Raw genomic sequence first — 17,198 nt, 5'->3', positions numbered from 1 at the left:
CCGTTACTTTTTCGAGAAGATCGAGCGCGCCAGGACGTTCAGTCCGAGCACCCCGAGCGTAATCAGGAACACGCCCGCCCACGCGAGCGACTGCCATTCCGCGAACGGGCTCATCGCGAACTTGTAGATCGTGACCGGCAGGTTCGCCATCGGCTGGCTCATGTCCCACGAGAAGAACTGGTTCGACAGCGCGGTGAACAGCAGCGGGGCCGTTTCGCCGGCGATCCGCGCGACCGCGAGCAGCACGCCCGTCACGATCCCGCCGACCGACGCGCGCAGCGTGATCTTCAGCACCATGCGCCACTTCGGCGTGCCCAGCGCGACGGCCGCTTCGCGCAGCGCGTTCGGCACGAGCTTCAGCATGTTCTCCGTCGTGCGGATCACGATCGGGATCTGCAGCAGCGCCAGCGCGATCACGCCGGCCCAACCGGAGAAGCGCCCCGACTTCGCGACGACGATCGCATACACGAACAGGCCGATGACGATCGACGGCGCGGACAGCAGGATGTCGTTGATAAAGCGGATGGTGCTCGCCAGCAGGTTCTTCTGCCCGTATTCGGCGAGATAGACGCCCGCGAGGATGCCGATCGGCGTGCCGACCAGCGTGCCGAAGCCGCACAGCAGCAGGCTGCCGACGATCGCGTTCGCGAGACCGCCGCCTTCCGTGTTCGGCGCCGGCGTCGATTCGGTGAACAGTTGCAGCGACAGGCCGCCGACGCCGAGGTGCACCGTCGTGTAGAGAATCCACACGAGCCACAACAGGCCGAAGGCCATCGCGCCGAGCGACGCGGTGAGCGCGATCGCGTTGACGGCCTTGCGCTTGCGTTGCAGGCGATTGCGCATCGCGTCGAGCGCGGCGCCGCTCGGCCCCGGGAAATTCATGATGGGCTCGCTCATTTCTTGCCCTCTCCCTTCTCGAGACGAAGCAACAGCAGTTTGGAGATGGACAGCACGATGAACGTAATCACGAACAGGATCAGGCCGAGCTCCATCAGCGCGGACGTATGCAGGCCCGGCTGCGCTTCCGCGAATTCGTTCGCGAGTGCCGACGTGATGCTGTTGCCCGGCGCGAACAGCGACACGCTGTCGAGCAGGTTGGTGTTGCCGATCACGAAGGTCACGGCCATCGTTTCGCCGAGCGCGCGGCCGAGGCCGAGCATCACGCCGCCGATCACGCCGGTCTTCGTATAGGGCAGCACGACCTTCCACATCACTTCCCAGGTCGTGCAGCCGATCCCGTATGCCGATTCCTTCAGCAGCACCGGCGTGACCTCGAACACGTCGCGCATCACCGATGCGATGTACGGGATGATCATGATCGCGAGGATCACGCCGGCCGCGAGGATGCCGATGCCGATCGGCGGGCCCGACGTCAGCGGACCGAGCACCCAAACGTCCTGGAACAGGCGGCCGAGCGGCTTCTGGAAGTATTCGGCGAAGATCGGCGCGAACACGAGCAGCCCCCACATGCCGTACACGATCGACGGAATCGCGGCGAGCAGCTCGATCGCGATGCCGAGCGGACGGCGCAGCCACACGGGCGCCAATTCGGTGAGGAACAGTGCGATGCCGAAACTGACGGGCACCGCGATGACGAGCGCAATGATCGACGTCACGATCGTGCCGTAGATCGGCACGAGTGCGCCGTAGATGTCCGAGTTGGGATCCCACTCGGATTGCCACAGGAAGCCGACGCCGAACTTCTGGATGGTCGGCATCGACGCAATGATCAGGGAAACGATGATCCCGCCGAGCAGCAGCAGGGTCACGATCGCGGCGAGCCGCGCAAGGCCGCCGAACAGGATATCCCCGAGACGGCTCGGCGCGCGCTGCTGCGCATTGTCGGGCGATCGGGAGGACGGGTATGAAATATCAGACATGGGTGCCTGCTTTTGATCGCCGGGCGCCGTAACGCCCGGCTTTACCGCACACACTGCCCGACCGGCACGGCCGGGCAGCGAACCGCTGCAATGCTTACTCGGCGGCGACCGGCTTGCCCGACGCGTCCGTCACCTTCGTCTTCCACTGCTTGCGGATTTCCGTCTCGACCGTCGCCGGCAGCGAGATGTAGTCGAGGCTGTCCGCAGCCTTCTCGCCGTTCTTGAACGCCCAGCTGAAGAACTTCAGCGTTTCCGCGCCCTGTTCCGGCTTGTCCTGCTTCGCGTGCAGCAGCACGAACGTCGCGCCGACGACCGGCCACGCTTCCTTGCCTGGCTGGTTCGTCAGGATCTGGTAGAACGACTTCGACCAGTTCGCGCCTGCCGCCGCGGCCTTGAACGTTTCCGTCTTCGGCTCGACCACCGTGCCCGTCGAATTCTTCAGGGCCGTGTAGGTCATGTTGTTCTTCTTCGCGTACGCCCACTCGACGTAGCCGATCGCACCCGGCAGGCGCTGCACGAAGGCCGCGACACCGTCGTTGCCCTTGCCGCCCGTGCCCGTCGGCCAGTTGACCGTCGTGCCTTCGCCGATCTTCGACTTCCACTCGTCGTTGACCTTCGACAGGTAGTTCGTCCAGATGAAGCTCGTGCCCGAGCCGTCGGCGCGGCGGACCACGGCGATGTCCGTATCCGGCAGCTTGACCTTCGGGTTCAGCGCGACGATCGCCGGATCGTTCCACTTCTTGATCTTGCCGAGGTAGATGTCGCCGAGCACCGGGCCCGACAGCGTCAGTTCGCCGGCCTTCACGCCCGGCACGTTGACGACCGGCACCACGCCGCCGACCACCGTCGGGAACTGGAACAGGCCTTCCTTCGCGAGCTCCTCATCCTTCAGCGGAGCGTCCGAACCGGCAAAATCGACCGTCTTCGCGTTGATCTGCTTCAGGCCGCCCGACGAACCGATACCTTGGTAGTTCACCTTCGCGCCGCCGGACTGCTGGTAGTCGGCAGCCCATTTCGTATAGATCGGCATGGCGAACGTGCTGCCTGCGCCCGTGATGTCGGCAGCTTGAGCGGCGACGGCGAAAAGCGCGCCAGCCAGGCCGGCAATCGCGGTTTGCATCAATTTCATGAGACCTCCAGTGTGTGAGCGGATGACTACGGCACCGCGAAGGTTAGGGGCTGCTCATGACGGTAATGTGACAATCGATGAAACTGGCGTGACAGTAACATGACTGGTTGAAAGGGAGTATCGGGTGGCGCGTCGGGGCGCGGGAGCGGCGCTGGCGGCAAGGATCGCCTGGCTCGGAGGGAGGGATGAACGCCGGGTTTTAAGCGACGTTCGGGCGCATCGTAGCGCAGCGTCGGCCGGAGGGAAAGCCCGGGCCGGCGGCAGGCAGGTTCCGGGGTCGGATGCCTGAGTCGATCGAAAGGACGCGGTTGCCGGCGCTTGCTTCTATTAGGTAGCGCAAACCTTTGCGTCTGACGAAACAACGGCGCCCGAGGGCGCCGGCGCGCGGGCGGCCGGACCGCCGCGCGCGCCTGGCCGGATCAGGCCGTCGCGGCGCGCACCGCGTCGGCGATCGTCTCCGCGTGGCGCACCGCATCGACGGCCTGCTGCGCTTCGACCATCACGCGCAGCACGGGCTCCGTGCCCGATGCACGGATCAGCACGCGACCGCTGCCGGCGAGCTCGGCTTCGGCGGCATCGATCGCCGCACGAATCGACGCACTGCCCTTCCAGTCGGCGCCCGGCTTCATCCGCACGTTGATCAGCTTCTGCGGGAACAGCGTGACGCCGTCGAGCACCTGCGCGAGGGTGCGACCGCTGCGCTTGAGCGCGGCCAGCACGAGCAACGCCGACACGATGCCGTCGCCGGTCGAGTGCCGGTCGAGCGACAGGATATGGCCCGACCCTTCCGCGCCGAGCTGCCAGCCGTGCTCGCGCAACTGCTCGAGCACGTAGCGGTCGCCGACCGCCGCACGGACGAATTTCACGCCCTCGCGCTGCAGCGCGACTTCGACGGCGAGGTTCGTCATCAGCGTGCCGACCGCGCCTTCGACCTTGCCGTCGGTCGCGATCCGGTCCTTCACGAGCACGTAGAGCAGCTCGTCGCCGTTGTACAGGCGGCCGGTCGCGTCCACGACCTGCAGACGATCGGCGTCGCCGTCGAGCGCGATGCCGAGATCGGCATGGTTCGCCCGCACCGCGCGTACCAGCGCGTCCGGCGCGGTCGCGCCGACGCCGTCGTTGATGTTGAAGCCGTTCGGCGCGACGCCGATCGGAATGACGTCCGCGCCGAGCTCGTGGAACACGTGCGGCGCGATCTGGTACGCAGCGCCGTGCGCGCAATCGATCACGAGCTTCAGCCCACGCAGGTTGAACGCGGCCGGGAACGTGCTCTTGCAGAACTCGATGTAGCGGCCGGCCGCGTCGTCGAGGCGGCGGGCCTTGCCGAGACCGTCGGACGCCGCACATTCGAGCGGCTTGTCGAGCCACGCTTCGATCGCGGCTTCGGTGTCGTCGGGCAGCTTGTTGCCGTCGGCCGAGAAGAACTTGATTCCGTTGTCGTGATACGGGTTGTGCGACGCGCTGATCACGACACCGGCCGACAGGCGCAGCGCCCGCGTCAGATACGCGACGCCGGGCGTCGGCATCGGGCCGGCCAGCATCACGTCGACGCCGGCCGCCGAGAATCCGGCCTCGAGCGCGGCTTCGAGCATGTAGCCCGACACGCGCGTGTCCTTGCCGATCAGCACGGTCGGACGCGAGCCCGCCGCGACGTCGGCCGAGCCGGCCAGTACCTTGCCGGCCGCATAGCCGAGACGCAACACGAAGTCCGGCGTGATGGGCGCTTCGCCCACCGTGCCGCGAATGCCGTCCGTGCCGAAATATCGACGTCCCATGGGGTCCTTCCTCCTTCGTCTTTCTGACTTGCTTATCGTTGCCGCGCGGCTGCGCGCACGGCATTCCATACTTTCAGCGCATCGACCGTCGCCGCGACGTCGTGCACGCGCACGATCGCGGCGCCCCGCTCGACCGCGCACAACGCGGCCGCCACGCTCGCCGCGACGCGCTCCATCGGCGGCTTGCCGCCGATCACCGCGCCGAGCATCGACTTGCGCGACATGCCCGCGAGAATCGGATACGCACGCCCGTCGGGCCGCGCGGGCGCCGTGTCCGGCAACGCGGCCAACAGCGCATAGTTGTCGTCGACAACCGCCTTGCCGAATCCGAAGCCGGGATCGACGCAGATCCGCTCTGCCGCCACCCCCGCGTCGCGCAGCGCCTGCGCGCGCGCGGCAAGGAAATCGCGCACGTCGGTCACGACGTCGCCGTAGTCGGGTTCGCCGACCTGCATCGTCTGCGGCTCGCCAAGCATGTGCATCGCACACAGGCCGCTATTGCCGTCGCGCACCGCATCGATCGCGCCCGGCTGGCGGAACCCCCAGATGTCGTTGATCAGGTCCGCGCCGGCGGCCAGCGCCGCGCGCATCACGGCCGGCTTGTAGGTATCGATCGACAGCGGCACGTTCAGCGGCCGCAGTGCGTCGACGAGCGGAATCACGCGCGCGAGTTCCTCGTCGAGCGGCACCGGCGGCGCGCCGGGACGCGTCGATTCGCCGCCGATGTCGATGAGATCCGCACCGTCGGCGATCATCCGCTCCGCCTGGCGCAGCGCATCGTCGCGCACGAGGAAGCGGCCGCCGTCGGAGAACGAATCGGGCGTGGCGTTGAGGATGCCCATCACGAGCGGGCGCTCGAACGTCAGTTCGAAGCGGCCGCACCGAAGCGGCGCGGGAATGAACGGGGACACTGCGGAATCGGACACGAGCAACGGGCGTGGATGAATGCAAAACGGGCCGGTGTGAAGCCACACCAGCCCGTGAACGGTGCTAAAGCGGAGATTATGCCGCCGGCGTAGCCGCGCCGGCGCGCTGCCGGGCTTGACCTCGGCGCTGCCGCCGCCCGACGAATCGCCGCCGACAGCCGGCGAGCTCTTCGGCGAGCGTGGCGGACGACCTTCCATGATGTCGTTGATCTGATCGGCGTCGATCGTCTCCCACTCCATCAGCGCGGCCGTCATCGCCTCGACCTTGTCGCGGTTATCTTCGAGCAGGCGGCGTGCGAGATTGTACTGTTCGTCCAGCACGCGGCGGATTTCCGAGTCGACCTTCTGCTGCGTCGCTTCCGAGATCGTGCGCGTGAAGCCGCGGCCGAACGGCGATGCATCGTTCTCGTCGTCGACGTAGACCATCGGCCCCAGTGCGTCGGTCATGCCGAATCGGGCAACCATCGCACGCGCGGTCTGCGTGGCCTTGTTGAAGTCGTCCGATGCGCCGGTGCTGACCAGGTTCATGAACAGCTCTTCCGCCACCCGGCCACCGAACAGGATCGCGAGGCGGTCCAGCAGGTAATCCTTCGAATACGTCTCGTTGTCATGCTCCGGCAACTGCCACGTGACGCCCAGCGCGCGACCGCGCGGGATGATCGTGACCTTGTGCACCGGGTCGGCCTTCGGCAACAGCTTCGCGATCACCGCGTGGCCCGACTCGTGGTACGCGGTGGCCCGCTTCGCTTCCTCGCGGATCACGGCCGACTTGCGCTCCGGACCCATGAAGATCTTGTCCTTCGCGTCCTCGAAATCCTGCATCTCGACGATGCGCTTGCCGCGACGGGCGGCGAACAGCGCAGCCTCGTTCACGAGGTTCGCAAGATCGGCGCCCGAGAAACCCGGCGTGCCGCGTGCGATGACCGCCGCGTCGACGTCGTTCGCGATCGGCACCTTGCGCAGGTGCACGCGCATGATCTGCTCGCGGCCGCGGATGTCCGGCAGGCCGACATAGACCTGGCGGTCGAAACGGCCGGGACGCAGCAGCGCCTTATCGAGCACGTCGGAACGGTTGGTCGCGGCGATCACGATCACGCCCGAGTTCGCCTCGAAGCCGTCCATCTCGACGAGCATCTGGTTCAGCGTCTGTTCGCGCTCGTCGTTGCCGCCGCCCATGCCGGCGCCGCGATGACGGCCGACCGCGTCGATTTCGTCGATGAACACGATGCACGGCGCATGCTTCTTCGCCTGCTCGAACATGTCGCGCACACGAGCGGCGCCGACGCCGACGAACATTTCGACGAAGTCCGAACCCGAGATGCTGAAGAACGGCACCTTCGCTTCACCCGCGATCGCGCGAGCGAGCAGCGTCTTGCCGGTACCCGGCGGGCCGACCAGCAGCACGCCGCGCGGAATGCGGCCGCCCAGCTTCTGGAATTTCTGCGGATCGCGCAGGAAGTCGACGAGCTCGGACACTTCTTCCTTCGCTTCGTCGCAGCCCGCGACGTCGGAGAAGTTCACCGCGTTGTTGTTCTCGTCGATCAGCCGCGCACGCGATTTCCCGAACGAGAATGCGCCGCCTTTGCCGCCCCCCTGCATCTGCCTCATCATGTAGAACCAGAACACGATGATCAGGATCGTCGGCCCGAGATAGTACAGCGCGGACATCAGCGCATTCGGCTCGTCGTCGGCCTTGCCGCTGACCTGCACGCCGTACTTCATCAGATCGCCGACCATCCAGATGTCGCCGGGCGACACGATCTGGTATTTCTGGCCATCAGCCGGAGTGACGGTGAGGTTGCGCCCCTGAACGATGACGTTCTTGACCTTGCCGTTCTTGGCGTCGTCCATGAACTGCGAATAGGACACGCCTTCCTGGACGCGGGGCTTGTCGAACTGCTTGAACACCGTAAACAGCACCAGTGCGATCACCAGCCACACCGCTGCCTTCGAAAACATATTGTTGTTCAAAGCACCACTCCTTCACTCGTAGACGAGCGCCTACATTTTCCTTGCGGCGCCCCTCGGTCATTCTAATCCAGTCCGACCACCCCTGCCATAAGCATTGACAACCGCCGCGATAGCGCTTCGCTTGTCCGGCAAGGGCCGGAGCCCGTTTGCGGCATCGCGCTCCGCATCAACGCGGATGCTTCAACTGCCGACCCAAAATGAACGTTTCGGACGATTTGTCGCGGGATGCCTTGGGCTTGCGCGGCGCGACAACCTTAAACTGCTGTTTGAACTTCTCGACGATCTGGCTGTAGCCGCTGCCGTGAAAGCACTTCACGAGCAGCGCACCGTCCGGCTTCAGATGGTTCTGCGCGAATTCGAGCGCCAGATCGCAGAGATGCTCGATGCGCGCCGCGTCCGCCGAGGCCACGCCGGAGAGGTTGGGGGCCATGTCGGAAATAACAAGGTCCACCGCGCGGCCTTCGAGCACCTCTTCAAGCTGGCGGAGCACGTCGTCCTCGCGGAAGTCGCCCTGCAGGAAGTGGACGTCGGCGATCGGCTCCATCGGCAGGATGTCGAGCGCAACGATCGTGCCGTCGATGCCGCCTTCGCGCTCCGCGTCGCGCTTCCTGCCCTGCGCGAGCTTGTTGCGGGCATACTGGCTCCAGCTGCCCGGCGTGGCGCCGAGATCGACGATCACCTGGCCCGGACGGATCAGCTTGTCCTGCTCGTCGATTTCCTTCAGCTTGTACGCGGCGCGCGCGCGATAGCCCTCCCGCTGCGCCATTTTGACGTACGGGTCGTTGATGTGGTCGTGCAGCCAGTGCTGGTTGAAGCGGTTTTTTGCCATTCGAGAGAGAGATTGCTGCCCATTGCTTCGTGAAGCCGCGCTTTTAGCGGATAATACGCGTCTTCTTCGCGCGGCTGCGGCCCCTTTTCAGGCCCAAGCCGCGATTTTACGTGGTTTCGGCGCACGGCTGACGCGGTAACGTTCCGCGATCGCTTTTCAGTCGGCGCGCCCTTATTTAGATTTCGACATTTCCATGCCCGCCCTTTCGCTTTCTCCCGCCGAGCGCTCCGCGCTGCGCTCCCAGGCCCATGCGCTCAAGCCCGTCGTGCTGATCGGCGCCGAAGGGCTGACCGACGCCGTGCTCAAGGAAATCAAGGTGCACCTCGACGCGCACCAGCTGATCAAGATCCGCGTGTTCGGCGACGAACGCGACGAACGCATCGCGATCTACGACGAGATCTGCGATCGCCTGAACGCGGCCCCGATTCAGCATATCGGCAAGCTGCTGGTGATCTGGAAGCCCGAGGCCGCGGTGGCGGCCCCGTCCCGCGGCCGTCGTGCCGGCGCGCTGCCGAGCGCGGCCGAAGCCGTCGACGACAAGAAAGGCCGTGCACCGCGCACCGTCAAGGTCGTCAAGGTGTCGCCGAACGCGAGCCCCGTACGCCGCCCGAGGCCGGTCAAGGTCACGGTGCGCGGCAACGAGCGCGTGACGGCAGGCGGCACCGTGAAGCGCGCGAAAAAGCGCCAGGCCAGCACGAAGCGGCCGTTCCAGGACAAGTAAAGCACCCATGCGGCACGGATTCCCGTGCCGCCCTGCCCGATCGTTGCGCAACGCGCAACGACGAGCGCTCAGGCGTCGCGCGCCGGCAGACGCCAGATCAGCATCAGCCCCAGCACGCTCTCGACGAGATAGAACACGCTCGACACGCCGTGCAGCATCCCGAAGCGGCTCGCATACGGCGAATTCGCGATATCGGTGCCCGCATCCATCGCGGCCACCCGCAGCGCGTTCATGAACGGCTGCAGCGCAAAATACCCGACCAGCACGCACACGACCATCGCGGCGACGATCCAGCGCACGCGGCGATATTCGGTGCTGCCGCGCCGCACCTGCTGATTCGACAACGCGAGCAGCAGCACGCCGCACACGACGCCGAGGATCGCCTCGATGCGGAACAGCTGGGCGGCGACCGAGCCGGCCGTCATCCGCTCCAGCGTCTTGAACAGGACGGGCGCGACCGCATACCCGATCGTCAGCAGGCTGCCGACCCACACGGCCGACAGCAGACGGAACACGCGATGCGGCATCACGTCGCCCCGCTTCAGATGTAGCTGACCGAGATGATTTCGTACTCGCGCACGCCGCTCGGCGCCTGCACGGCCGCGACGTCGCCTTCGGACTTGCCGATCAGCGCACGCGCGATCGGGGAGCTGACGGAGATCAGGCCGTGATCGATATCGGCTTCGTCGTCGCCGACGATCTGGTACTTGACGGTGTCGCCCGACTCGAGATCCTCGAGTTCGACCGTCGCGGCGAACACCACGCGGCCATCGGCGTCGAGCACCGTGGGATCGATGATTTGCGCGGCGGACAGCTTGGATTCGAGTTCCGCGATGCGGCCCTCGATAAAGCCCTGCTTTTCCTTCGCGGCGTCGTATTCGGCGTTTTCGGACAGATCGCCCTGTGCGCGGGCCTCCGCGATCGCGTTGATCACGGCCGGCCGCTCGACGGACTTGAGGCGCTGCAATTCATCGCGCAGTTGCTCCGCGCCACGCTTTGTCAACGGAATGGTGCTCATAAACGGCTCAATCGCTAAAAACGGCTATAAAAAAAATCACCGCGATTAAGCGCGCTTCCGATGCACTGGAAACACCGCCTAATCGCGGCACGTGTTGCTTCGACAGGTAACTGACTGCTTAGTTTAGGCGAGCGTGAAGACCTTGTAAATCATAGACTTCCAGATCCTTCAGGTAGCGCAAGCCTTCGACGGCCGCGCGCGCGCCCGACATCGTCGTGTAGTACGTGACCTTGTGCGCCTGCGCGCTCATGCGGATCGAACGCGAATCGGCGATCGCCTGGCGCGTCTCGTCGACCGTCGTGAACACGAGGGCGATCTCGCCGTTCTTGATCATGTCGACGATGTGCGGACGGCCGTCCTTCACCTTGTTCACGACCCTCACCGGCACGCCGGCCGCCTCGATCGCGGCAGCCGTGCCCTTGGTCGCGACGATCGGGTAGCCGAGGTCGTGCAGCATGCGCGCGACTTCGACGGCCTTCGGCTTGTCCGCGTCCATCACGGTCAGCAGCACCGTGCCCGACTCCGGCAGGCGCGAACCGGCCGCGAGTTGCGACTTGAACAGCGCTTCGCCGAACGTCTGGCCGACGCCCATCACTTCGCCGGTCGAACGCATTTCAGGCCCGAGGACCGGATCGACGGTCGGGAACTTGACGAACGGGAACACCGCTTCCTTCACGCTGAAGTACGGCGGCTCGACTTCCTTGGTCACGCCCTGCTGCGCGAGCTTCTGGCCGACCATCGCGCGCGCCGCGATCTTCGCGAGCGGCAGGCTGGTCGCCTTCGACACGTACGGCACCGTGCGCGACGCGCGCGGGTTCACTTCGAGCACGTAGATGACGTCCTGCTTCGAACCGTCCGCCTGCGGCACCTGCTGGATCGCGAACTGCACGTTCATCAGGCCGACCACGTTCAGCGCCTTCGCCATCGCGCCCGTCTGGCGCTTCAGCTCGGCCACGGTTTCCTTCGACAGCGAGTACGGCGGCAGCGAGCATGCCGAGTCGCCCGAGTGGACGCCCGCCTGCTCGATGTGCTCCATCACGCCGCCGATGAACACGGCTTCGCCGTCGCAGATGCAGTCGACGTCGCACTCGATCGCGTCGTTCAGGAAGCGGTCGAGCAGCACCGGCGAATCGTTCGACACCTTCACGGCCTCGCGCATGTAGCGCTCGAGGTCGCGCGGCTCGTGGACGATTTCCATCGCGCGGCCGCCGAGCACGTACGACGGACGCACGACCAGCGGATAGCCGATTTCGTCGGCCAGCGCGAGCGCTTCGTCTTCGGCGCGCGCGGTGCGGTTCGGCGGCTGGCGCAGGCCGAGATCCTGCAGCAGCTTCTGGAAGCGTTCGCGGTCTTCGGCCGCGTCGATCATGTCCGGCGACGTGCCGACGATCGGCACGCCGTGCGCCTCGAGGTCGAGCGCGAGCTTCAGCGGCGTCTGGCCGCCGTACTGGACGATCACGCCCACCGGCTTTTCCTTGTCGACGATCTCGAGCACGTCCTCGAGCGTCAGCGGCTCGAAGTACAGGCGGTCGGACGTGTCGTAGTCGGTCGACACCGTTTCCGGGTTGCAGTTGACCATGATCGTTTCATAGCCGTCCTCGCGCATCGCGAGCGCCGCGTGCACGCAGCAGTAGTCGAACTCGATACCCTGGCCGATCCGGTTCGGGCCGCCGCCCAGCACCATGATCTTCTTGTTCGTGGTCGGCTGCGCCTCGCACTCTTCCTCGTAGGTCGAGTACATGTACGCCGTTTTCGTCGCGAACTCGGCCGCGCACGTGTCCACGCGCTTGTAGACCGGGCGCACGTTCAGCTCGACGCGACGCTTGCGGACGTCTTCCGGCGTCGCGCCGAGCAGCTTCGCGAGACGGCGGTCGGAGAAGCCGCTCTGCTTCAGGTAGCGCAGTTCGTCGAACGTGAGCGACGCGAGCGTGCGGCCCGCGAGCGCCTTTTCCTTCAGGATGATCTGCTCGATCTGCTCGAGGAACCACGGGTCGATCGCGGTTTCCGCGAAGATTTCCTCGGCCGTCATGCCGATGCGGAACGCATCGCCGACGTACCAGATGCGGTCCGGGCCCGGCTCGTGGATCTCGATCGCGATCTCGTCGCGGTTGGTCGACTTCTCGTCGAGACCGTCGACCCCGACTTCGAGGCCGCGCAGCGCCTTCTGGAACGATTCCTGGAACGTGCGGCCGATCGCCATCACTTCGCCGACCGACTTCATCTGCGTGGTCAGGCGCGAATCGGCTTCGCGGAACTTCTCGAACGCGAAACGCGGGATCTTCGTGACGACGTAGTCGATCGTCGGCTCGAACGACGCCGGCGTCTGGCCGCCGGTGATTTCGTTCCTCAGCTCGTCAAGCGTGTAGCCGACCGCCAGCTTCGCGGCGACCTTCGCGATCGGGAAGCCGGTGGCCTTCGACGCGAGCGCCGACGAACGCGACACGCGCGGGTTCATCTCGATGACGACCATGCGGCCGTCCTTCGGGTTGATCGAGAACTGCACGTTGGAGCCGCCGGTGTCGACGCCGATCTCGCGCAGCACCGCGAGCGACGCGTTACGCAGGATCTGGTATTCCTTGTCGGTGAGCGTCTGCGCGGGCGCGACCGTGATCGAGTCGCCGGTGTGCACGCCCATCGGGTCGAGGTTTTCGATCGAGCAGACGATGATGCAGTTGTCGGCGCGGTCGCGCACGACTTCCATCTCGTATTCCTTCCAGCCGAGCAGCGACTCTTCGATCAGCAGCTCGCGCGTGGGCGACAGGTCGAGACCGCGCTTGCAGATTTCCTCGAACTCTTCGCGGTTGTACGCGATGCCGCCGCCCGAGCCGCCGAGCGTGAACGACGGACGGATCACGATCGGGTAGCCGCTGCCGCCCGTCTCCGCCATGATCTGCGCGTGCACCTTGGTCGCCTCTTCCATCGAGTGCGCGATGCCCGACTTCGCGGAACCGAGACCGATCTTGGTCATCGCTTCCTTGAACTTCTGGCGGTCTTCGGCCTTGTCGATCGCTTCCGGCGATGCGCCGATCAGCTCGACGCCGAACTTCTCGAGCACGCCGTGGTGATGCAGGTCGAGCGCGCAGTTCAGCGCGGTCTGGCCGCCCATCGTCGGCAGGATCGCGTCCGGGCGCTCCTTCTCGATGATGCGCGCGACGACTTCCCACGTGATCGGCTCGATGTAGGTCACGTCGGCCGTGTTCGGGTCGGTCATGATCGTCGCCGGGTTGCTGTTGACGAGAACGACCTTGTAGCCCTCCTCACGCAACGCCTTGCAAGCCTGCGCGCCCGAATAGTCGAACTCGCACGCCTGGCCGATGATGATCGGGCCGGCGCCGATGATGAGGATGCTCTTGATGTCTGTGCGTTTTGGCATGGCTTGTGAATTCAATAAGTAATCGTTGTCGTGGGTCGGCCGGCGGCGCTCAGCTCATGGTCGCGAGCGCCAGCTTCACCGAGAAACCGATGAACAGGCCGCCCACGCTGCTCGCCGCGCCTGCCGCGAGCTTGCGGCGGCGGCGGAAGTGCTCGGCGAGCCGCGCGCCCGCGAAGATCAGCGTGCTCAGGTACAGGAAGCTCGCGCATTGCGCGATCGCCCCGAGCACGGCGAACGACAGCGCGGGATGCGGGAATGCCGGGTCGACGAACTGGATGAAGAACGAGATGAAGAACAGGATGGCCTTCGGATTCAGCAGGCTCACGATCAGCGCTTTCCGGAACGGACGCTCGCCGTCGACCGCCTGCCGGGCCTCGACCGGCGCTTCGCCGCGCGCGCGCAGCTTGCTCCACGCGCTACGCAGCATCCCGGTGCCGATGTACAGCAGGTAGGCGGCGCCGCCGTACTTGACGACGGAGAACAGCAGCGGGTTCGCCTTCAGCAGCGACGCGACGCCCGCGGCCGACAGCACCATCAGCACCGTATCGCCGACGAACACGCCGCAGGCCGCGCGATACCCGGCCTTCACGCCGCGCTGCGCGGCGAGCGACAGCACGTACATCGAATTCGGCCCCGGCAGCAGGATGATGAAGATCACGCCGAACACGTAGGTCCAGATATCCGTGATGCCGAGTGCGTGGCCGAACATGATGTGAATCTCCCGTCCTTCGGTTGCGTCGATGACGTTAAGCGGTGCGCTGCTTCGCCGCGTCCATCAGCGCGGTGAAACGGTCGAACAGGTAGCCGATGTCGTGCGGGCCGGGCGACGCTTCCGGGTGGCCCTGGAAGCAGAACGCCGGCTTGTCGGTCAGCTCGAAGCCCTGCAGCGTGCCGTCGAACAGCGACACGTGCGTCACGCGCGCATTGGCCGGCAGCGAGTCGGCGTCGACCGCGAAGCCGTGGTTCTGCGACGTGATCACGACACGGCCGTCGCCGAGATCCTTCACCGGATGGTTCGCGCCGTGGTGGCCCGTCTTCATCTTCAGCGTCTTCGCGCCGACCGCGAGGCCCATGATCTGGTGGCCGAGGCAGATGCCGAAGGTCGGCACGCCGCGCTCGATGAATTCCTTCGTGGCCGCGATCGCGTAATCGCACGGCTCCGGGTCGCCGGGGCCGTTCGACAGGAAGACGCCGTCCGGATTCAGCGCGAGCGCATCGGCCGCGCTCGCCTGGGCGGGCAGCACCGTCACGTGGCAGCCGCGCTCCGCGAGCATGCGCAGGATGTTGTACTTGACGCCGAAGTCGTACGCGACGACGCGGTACTTCGGCGCTTCCTGCATGCCGTAGCCGCCTTCGAGACGCCATTCCGTCTGCTTCCACTCGTACGGCTTGGTGGTCGACACGACCTTCGCGAGATCCATGCCGGCGAGGCCCTCGAACGAGCGCGCGAGCTCGATCGCCTTCGCTTCGTCGTCGGAGCCCGTCAGGATGCAGCCACTCTGCGCGCCCTTGTCGCGCAGGATGCGGGTCAGCTTGCGGGTGTCGATGCCGGCGATCGCGACGACGCCTTCGTCGCGCAGGTAGTCGCCGAGCGTGCGGTCCATGCGGAAGTTCGATGCGAGCGTCGGCAGATCGCGGATGATCAGGCCGGCGGCATGGACTTTCGTGGCTTCGACGTCTTCGGCGTTGACGCCGACGTTGCCGATATGCGGATAGGTGAGCGTGACGATCTGGCGCGAGTAGCTCGGATCAGTCAGGATTTCCTGATAGCCGGTGATCGCGGTATTGAACACGACTTCGCCGATCGTATGGCCTTCGGCCCCGATCGAATAACCACGAAAGACCGTGCCGTCGGCGAGTGCAAGCAAGGCGGGAGAAAAAGACGGCAACACGGGAGGCTCCTTGGGGAACACCCTGCTGCCGACCTGTTTACCCTGCCGCGCAAGCGCCGCGCTGCGTGGGCGCGCGCGGTCGCTAGCTGGACGCGGCCTGCGTTGTCGAGACGCGAACCCGGCGCGTGGCGCACGAGGCTTCGCGGCATCGCCCGGCAGGCGGCGTGCGGCGGATGAACGGGATGAATGAGGTAGGCGCTAGGGTGCGAGGTTGATCAGCACAAACTTTCAAATTATAGCCTGAAAATGGCCCTATCTTCAATGGATATGGCCGTCCGATCGTGCGCGCACCGCGTTCGGCGGCGCAGCGCGCCGTGCCGCGGCCCCGTTTTCGCGGCCGCCTGCCCACCAGCGTACCGCCGGATCAGTGCGCTTGGCCAGCGCCGCCGCCGCGCGCGGGCCACACGTACCAGACCGCGCTCGCCAGTTGCAGCACGAGCAGCACGCCCCACGCGGTGAAATGCGCGGCGGCCGGATAACGGCCGTCGACCGCCGGCCAGTGCGACAGCACCGCGCCGACGCCGATCTGGAACGCGAAGATCAGCAGGAAGATCACGAGCGTGAGCGTCGTGTTCGCGCGGCCGATCAGATGGGCGGGAAAATGGCCGGCCATTACCGCGTAGGTCAGGATGCCCACGCCGCCGAACATCCCGTACGCGGCCCACAGCACGGCCGGCGGCAACGGCACGCGCGCGACGATCGCGAGTTGCGTCGCGACGAACAGCGCCATGCCGATGCCGCAAGTCGCGTAGACCGATACACCGCGCCGCTCGAGCACGCGCGCCGCCGCGCCGAAGCCGACGCAACCGGCCATCATCGCGAAACCGAGCACCGACACGAGGCGTGCGGCATGCGGCGCGTCGAACCCGCCGACATCGCGCAGATACGGCCCCACCCACAACGACTGCATCGCGTAGAACACGCCCTGCGTGACGACGGAAAACGACGCGATCTTCCAGAACGCGCGGCTCGTCAGGATGTGCCACGTGCCCTTGAACTGGCTGACGAGGCCGCCCTGATGGCGCGCCTGTTGCGCGTCGGGCGCCCCGAAGCCGATCGAGGCCGCGACGACTACCGTCAGCACCGCGAGGCCGAAACAGATCACGCGCCAGCTCGCCCAGCCGAGCAGCCAGGTCAGCGGCGAGCCGACCATCACGCCGCCGAGGCCGCCCACGGCCATCACCAAACCGTTCACGAGCGGCAGCCGGCCAACCGGGAAATGCTGCGCGAGCGCCTTGAACGCCGCACCGAGACACACCGATACGCCGACGCCGATCAGCAGCCGGCCGACCATCATCGTGCCGATGCCGTGCGCCGCGCCGAACACGGCCGCGCCGGCGGCCGCGAACAGCAGCATGCCGGCCGTCACGCGGCGCGGGCCGAAGTGGTCGAGCATCACGCCGGCCGGAATCTGCGCGCCCGCGAAGCCGAGGAAATAGAGGCTGGTGAGCAGGCCGAGATCGGCAGCCGACAGCCCGAGCTCGTGCGTGACGAACGGCGCGAAGCCCAGATTGACGCCGCGAAACACGTACGACACGAAATACCCGACCGAAAACAGCGCAAGCGCCCTCACCTGCATCGACGACATCGCCTCTCCTTGTTGGATGAAGACGCGCGACGCAGCGCCGCCGCGCACAAACGAAAACGCCGTCACCTCGGTGACGGCGTTTCGTCGAATTCGTCG

The 17,198-nt window shown here is 66.1% G+C and carries 13 protein-coding genes; 1 reads left to right on the top strand and 12 read right to left on the bottom strand.

The genetic code is table 11. The annotated features are described in order from the left end of the window. Positions 1 to 3: 3 nt before the first annotated feature. The 6 genes from pstA to AC3IFE_RS28645 form a co-directional block, all read right to left on the bottom strand. Positions 4 to 897 (bottom strand): phosphate ABC transporter permease PstA, encoded by an 894-nt coding sequence (gene pstA, locus AC3IFE_RS28670; protein WP_089467138.1) that lies wholly within the window; start codon positions 895 to 897, stop codon positions 4 to 6. After that, a complete protein-coding gene (pstC, locus tag AC3IFE_RS28665) occupies positions 894 to 1,880 on the bottom strand; it encodes a phosphate ABC transporter permease PstC (RefSeq protein ID WP_089467137.1) in 987 nt (328 codons plus the stop codon). The genes pstA and pstC overlap by 4 nt, the downstream gene beginning before the upstream one ends. Before the next feature lie 94 nt (positions 1,881 to 1,974). Next, a complete protein-coding gene (gene pstS, locus AC3IFE_RS28660; protein WP_089467136.1) occupies positions 1,975 to 3,009 on the bottom strand; it encodes a phosphate ABC transporter substrate-binding protein PstS in 1,035 nt (344 codons plus the stop codon). A 419-nt stretch (positions 3,010 to 3,428) separates the two neighbouring features. Continuing rightward, complete coding sequence (glmM, locus tag AC3IFE_RS28655) at positions 3,429 to 4,784, bottom strand: phosphoglucosamine mutase (protein WP_089467135.1); 1,356 nt, start codon at positions 4,782 to 4,784, stop codon at positions 3,429 to 3,431. A 32-nt stretch (positions 4,785 to 4,816) separates the two neighbouring features. Beyond that, positions 4,817 to 7,681, bottom strand: a complete 2,865-nt coding sequence (ftsH, locus tag AC3IFE_RS28650; protein WP_489193479.1) for an ATP-dependent zinc metalloprotease FtsH — start codon at positions 7,679 to 7,681, stop codon at positions 4,817 to 4,819. A 166-nt stretch (positions 7,682 to 7,847) separates the two neighbouring features. Continuing rightward, positions 7,848 to 8,510, bottom strand: a complete 663-nt coding sequence (locus tag AC3IFE_RS28645) for an RlmE family RNA methyltransferase (protein WP_089467133.1) — start codon at positions 8,508 to 8,510, stop codon at positions 7,848 to 7,850. Positions 8,511 to 8,703: 193 nt separating this feature from the next. On the opposite strand from AC3IFE_RS28645, the gene AC3IFE_RS28640 reads away from it, so the two are divergent. Beyond that, complete coding sequence (locus tag AC3IFE_RS28640) at positions 8,704 to 9,231, top strand: YhbY family RNA-binding protein (protein ID WP_089467132.1); 528 nt, start codon at positions 8,704 to 8,706, stop codon at positions 9,229 to 9,231. 68 nt (positions 9,232 to 9,299) lie between these two features. On the opposite strand, the gene AC3IFE_RS28635 is transcribed toward AC3IFE_RS28640, so the two are convergent. From AC3IFE_RS28635 to AC3IFE_RS28610, 6 genes are all read right to left on the bottom strand, one after another. Further along, positions 9,300 to 9,758 (bottom strand): DUF4149 domain-containing protein, encoded by a 459-nt coding sequence (locus AC3IFE_RS28635; protein ID WP_089467131.1) that lies wholly within the window; start codon positions 9,756 to 9,758, stop codon positions 9,300 to 9,302. Between the two features lie 14 nt (positions 9,759 to 9,772). Beyond that, positions 9,773 to 10,249 (bottom strand): transcription elongation factor GreA, encoded by a 477-nt coding sequence (gene greA, locus AC3IFE_RS28630; protein ID WP_006476345.1) that lies wholly within the window; start codon positions 10,247 to 10,249, stop codon positions 9,773 to 9,775. Between the two features lie 118 nt (positions 10,250 to 10,367). Further along, entirely contained in the window at positions 10,368 to 13,622 is a 3,255-nt protein-coding gene (gene carB, locus AC3IFE_RS28625) for a carbamoyl-phosphate synthase large subunit (protein WP_489193475.1), read from the bottom strand. A 49-nt stretch (positions 13,623 to 13,671) separates the two neighbouring features. Next, complete coding sequence (leuE, locus tag AC3IFE_RS28620) at positions 13,672 to 14,331, bottom strand: leucine efflux protein LeuE (RefSeq protein ID WP_301739431.1); 660 nt, start codon at positions 14,329 to 14,331, stop codon at positions 13,672 to 13,674. A 37-nt stretch (positions 14,332 to 14,368) separates the two neighbouring features. Continuing rightward, complete coding sequence (carA, locus tag AC3IFE_RS28615; protein WP_089467128.1) at positions 14,369 to 15,514, bottom strand: glutamine-hydrolyzing carbamoyl-phosphate synthase small subunit; 1,146 nt, start codon at positions 15,512 to 15,514, stop codon at positions 14,369 to 14,371. 364 nt (positions 15,515 to 15,878) lie between these two features. Beyond that, positions 15,879 to 17,168: an MFS transporter gene (locus tag AC3IFE_RS28610; RefSeq protein ID WP_489193472.1), complete on the bottom strand. Its 1,290-nt coding sequence runs from the start codon at positions 17,166 to 17,168 to the stop codon at positions 15,879 to 15,881. Positions 17,169 to 17,198 lie beyond the last annotated feature (30 nt).

This window comes from Burkholderia sp. APQ4-4ca, assembly GCF_057837105.1.
Note: the sequence above shows the minus strand (reverse complement) of the source record. Positions and strands in the feature narration are given on the sequence as shown.

Excerpts from the sequence above, each read along its gene's own strand:
- glmM (WP_089467135.1), bottom strand. The coding sequence starts at position 4,784 with ATGGGACGTCGATATTTCGGCACGGACGGCATTCGCGGCACGGTGGGC.
- carB (WP_489193475.1), bottom strand. The coding sequence starts at position 13,622 with ATGCCAAAACGCACAGACATCAAGAGCATCCTCATCATCGGCGCCGGC.
- AC3IFE_RS28645 (WP_089467133.1), bottom strand. The coding sequence starts at position 8,510 with ATGGCAAAAAACCGCTTCAACCAGCACTGGCTGCACGACCACATCAAC.
- leuE (WP_301739431.1), bottom strand. The coding sequence starts at position 14,331 with ATGTTCGGCCACGCACTCGGCATCACGGATATCTGGACCTACGTGTTC.
- greA (WP_006476345.1), bottom strand. The coding sequence starts at position 10,249 with ATGAGCACCATTCCGTTGACAAAGCGTGGCGCGGAGCAACTGCGCGAT.
- AC3IFE_RS28640 (WP_089467132.1), top strand. The coding sequence starts at position 8,704 with ATGCCCGCCCTTTCGCTTTCTCCCGCCGAGCGCTCCGCGCTGCGCTCC.
- pstS (WP_089467136.1), bottom strand. The coding sequence starts at position 3,009 with ATGAAATTGATGCAAACCGCGATTGCCGGCCTGGCTGGCGCGCTTTTC.
- AC3IFE_RS28635 (WP_089467131.1), bottom strand. The coding sequence starts at position 9,758 with ATGCCGCATCGCGTGTTCCGTCTGCTGTCGGCCGTGTGGGTCGGCAGC.
- pstA (WP_089467138.1), bottom strand. The coding sequence starts at position 897 with ATGAGCGAGCCCATCATGAATTTCCCGGGGCCGAGCGGCGCCGCGCTC.
- pstC (WP_089467137.1), bottom strand. The coding sequence starts at position 1,880 with ATGTCTGATATTTCATACCCGTCCTCCCGATCGCCCGACAATGCGCAG.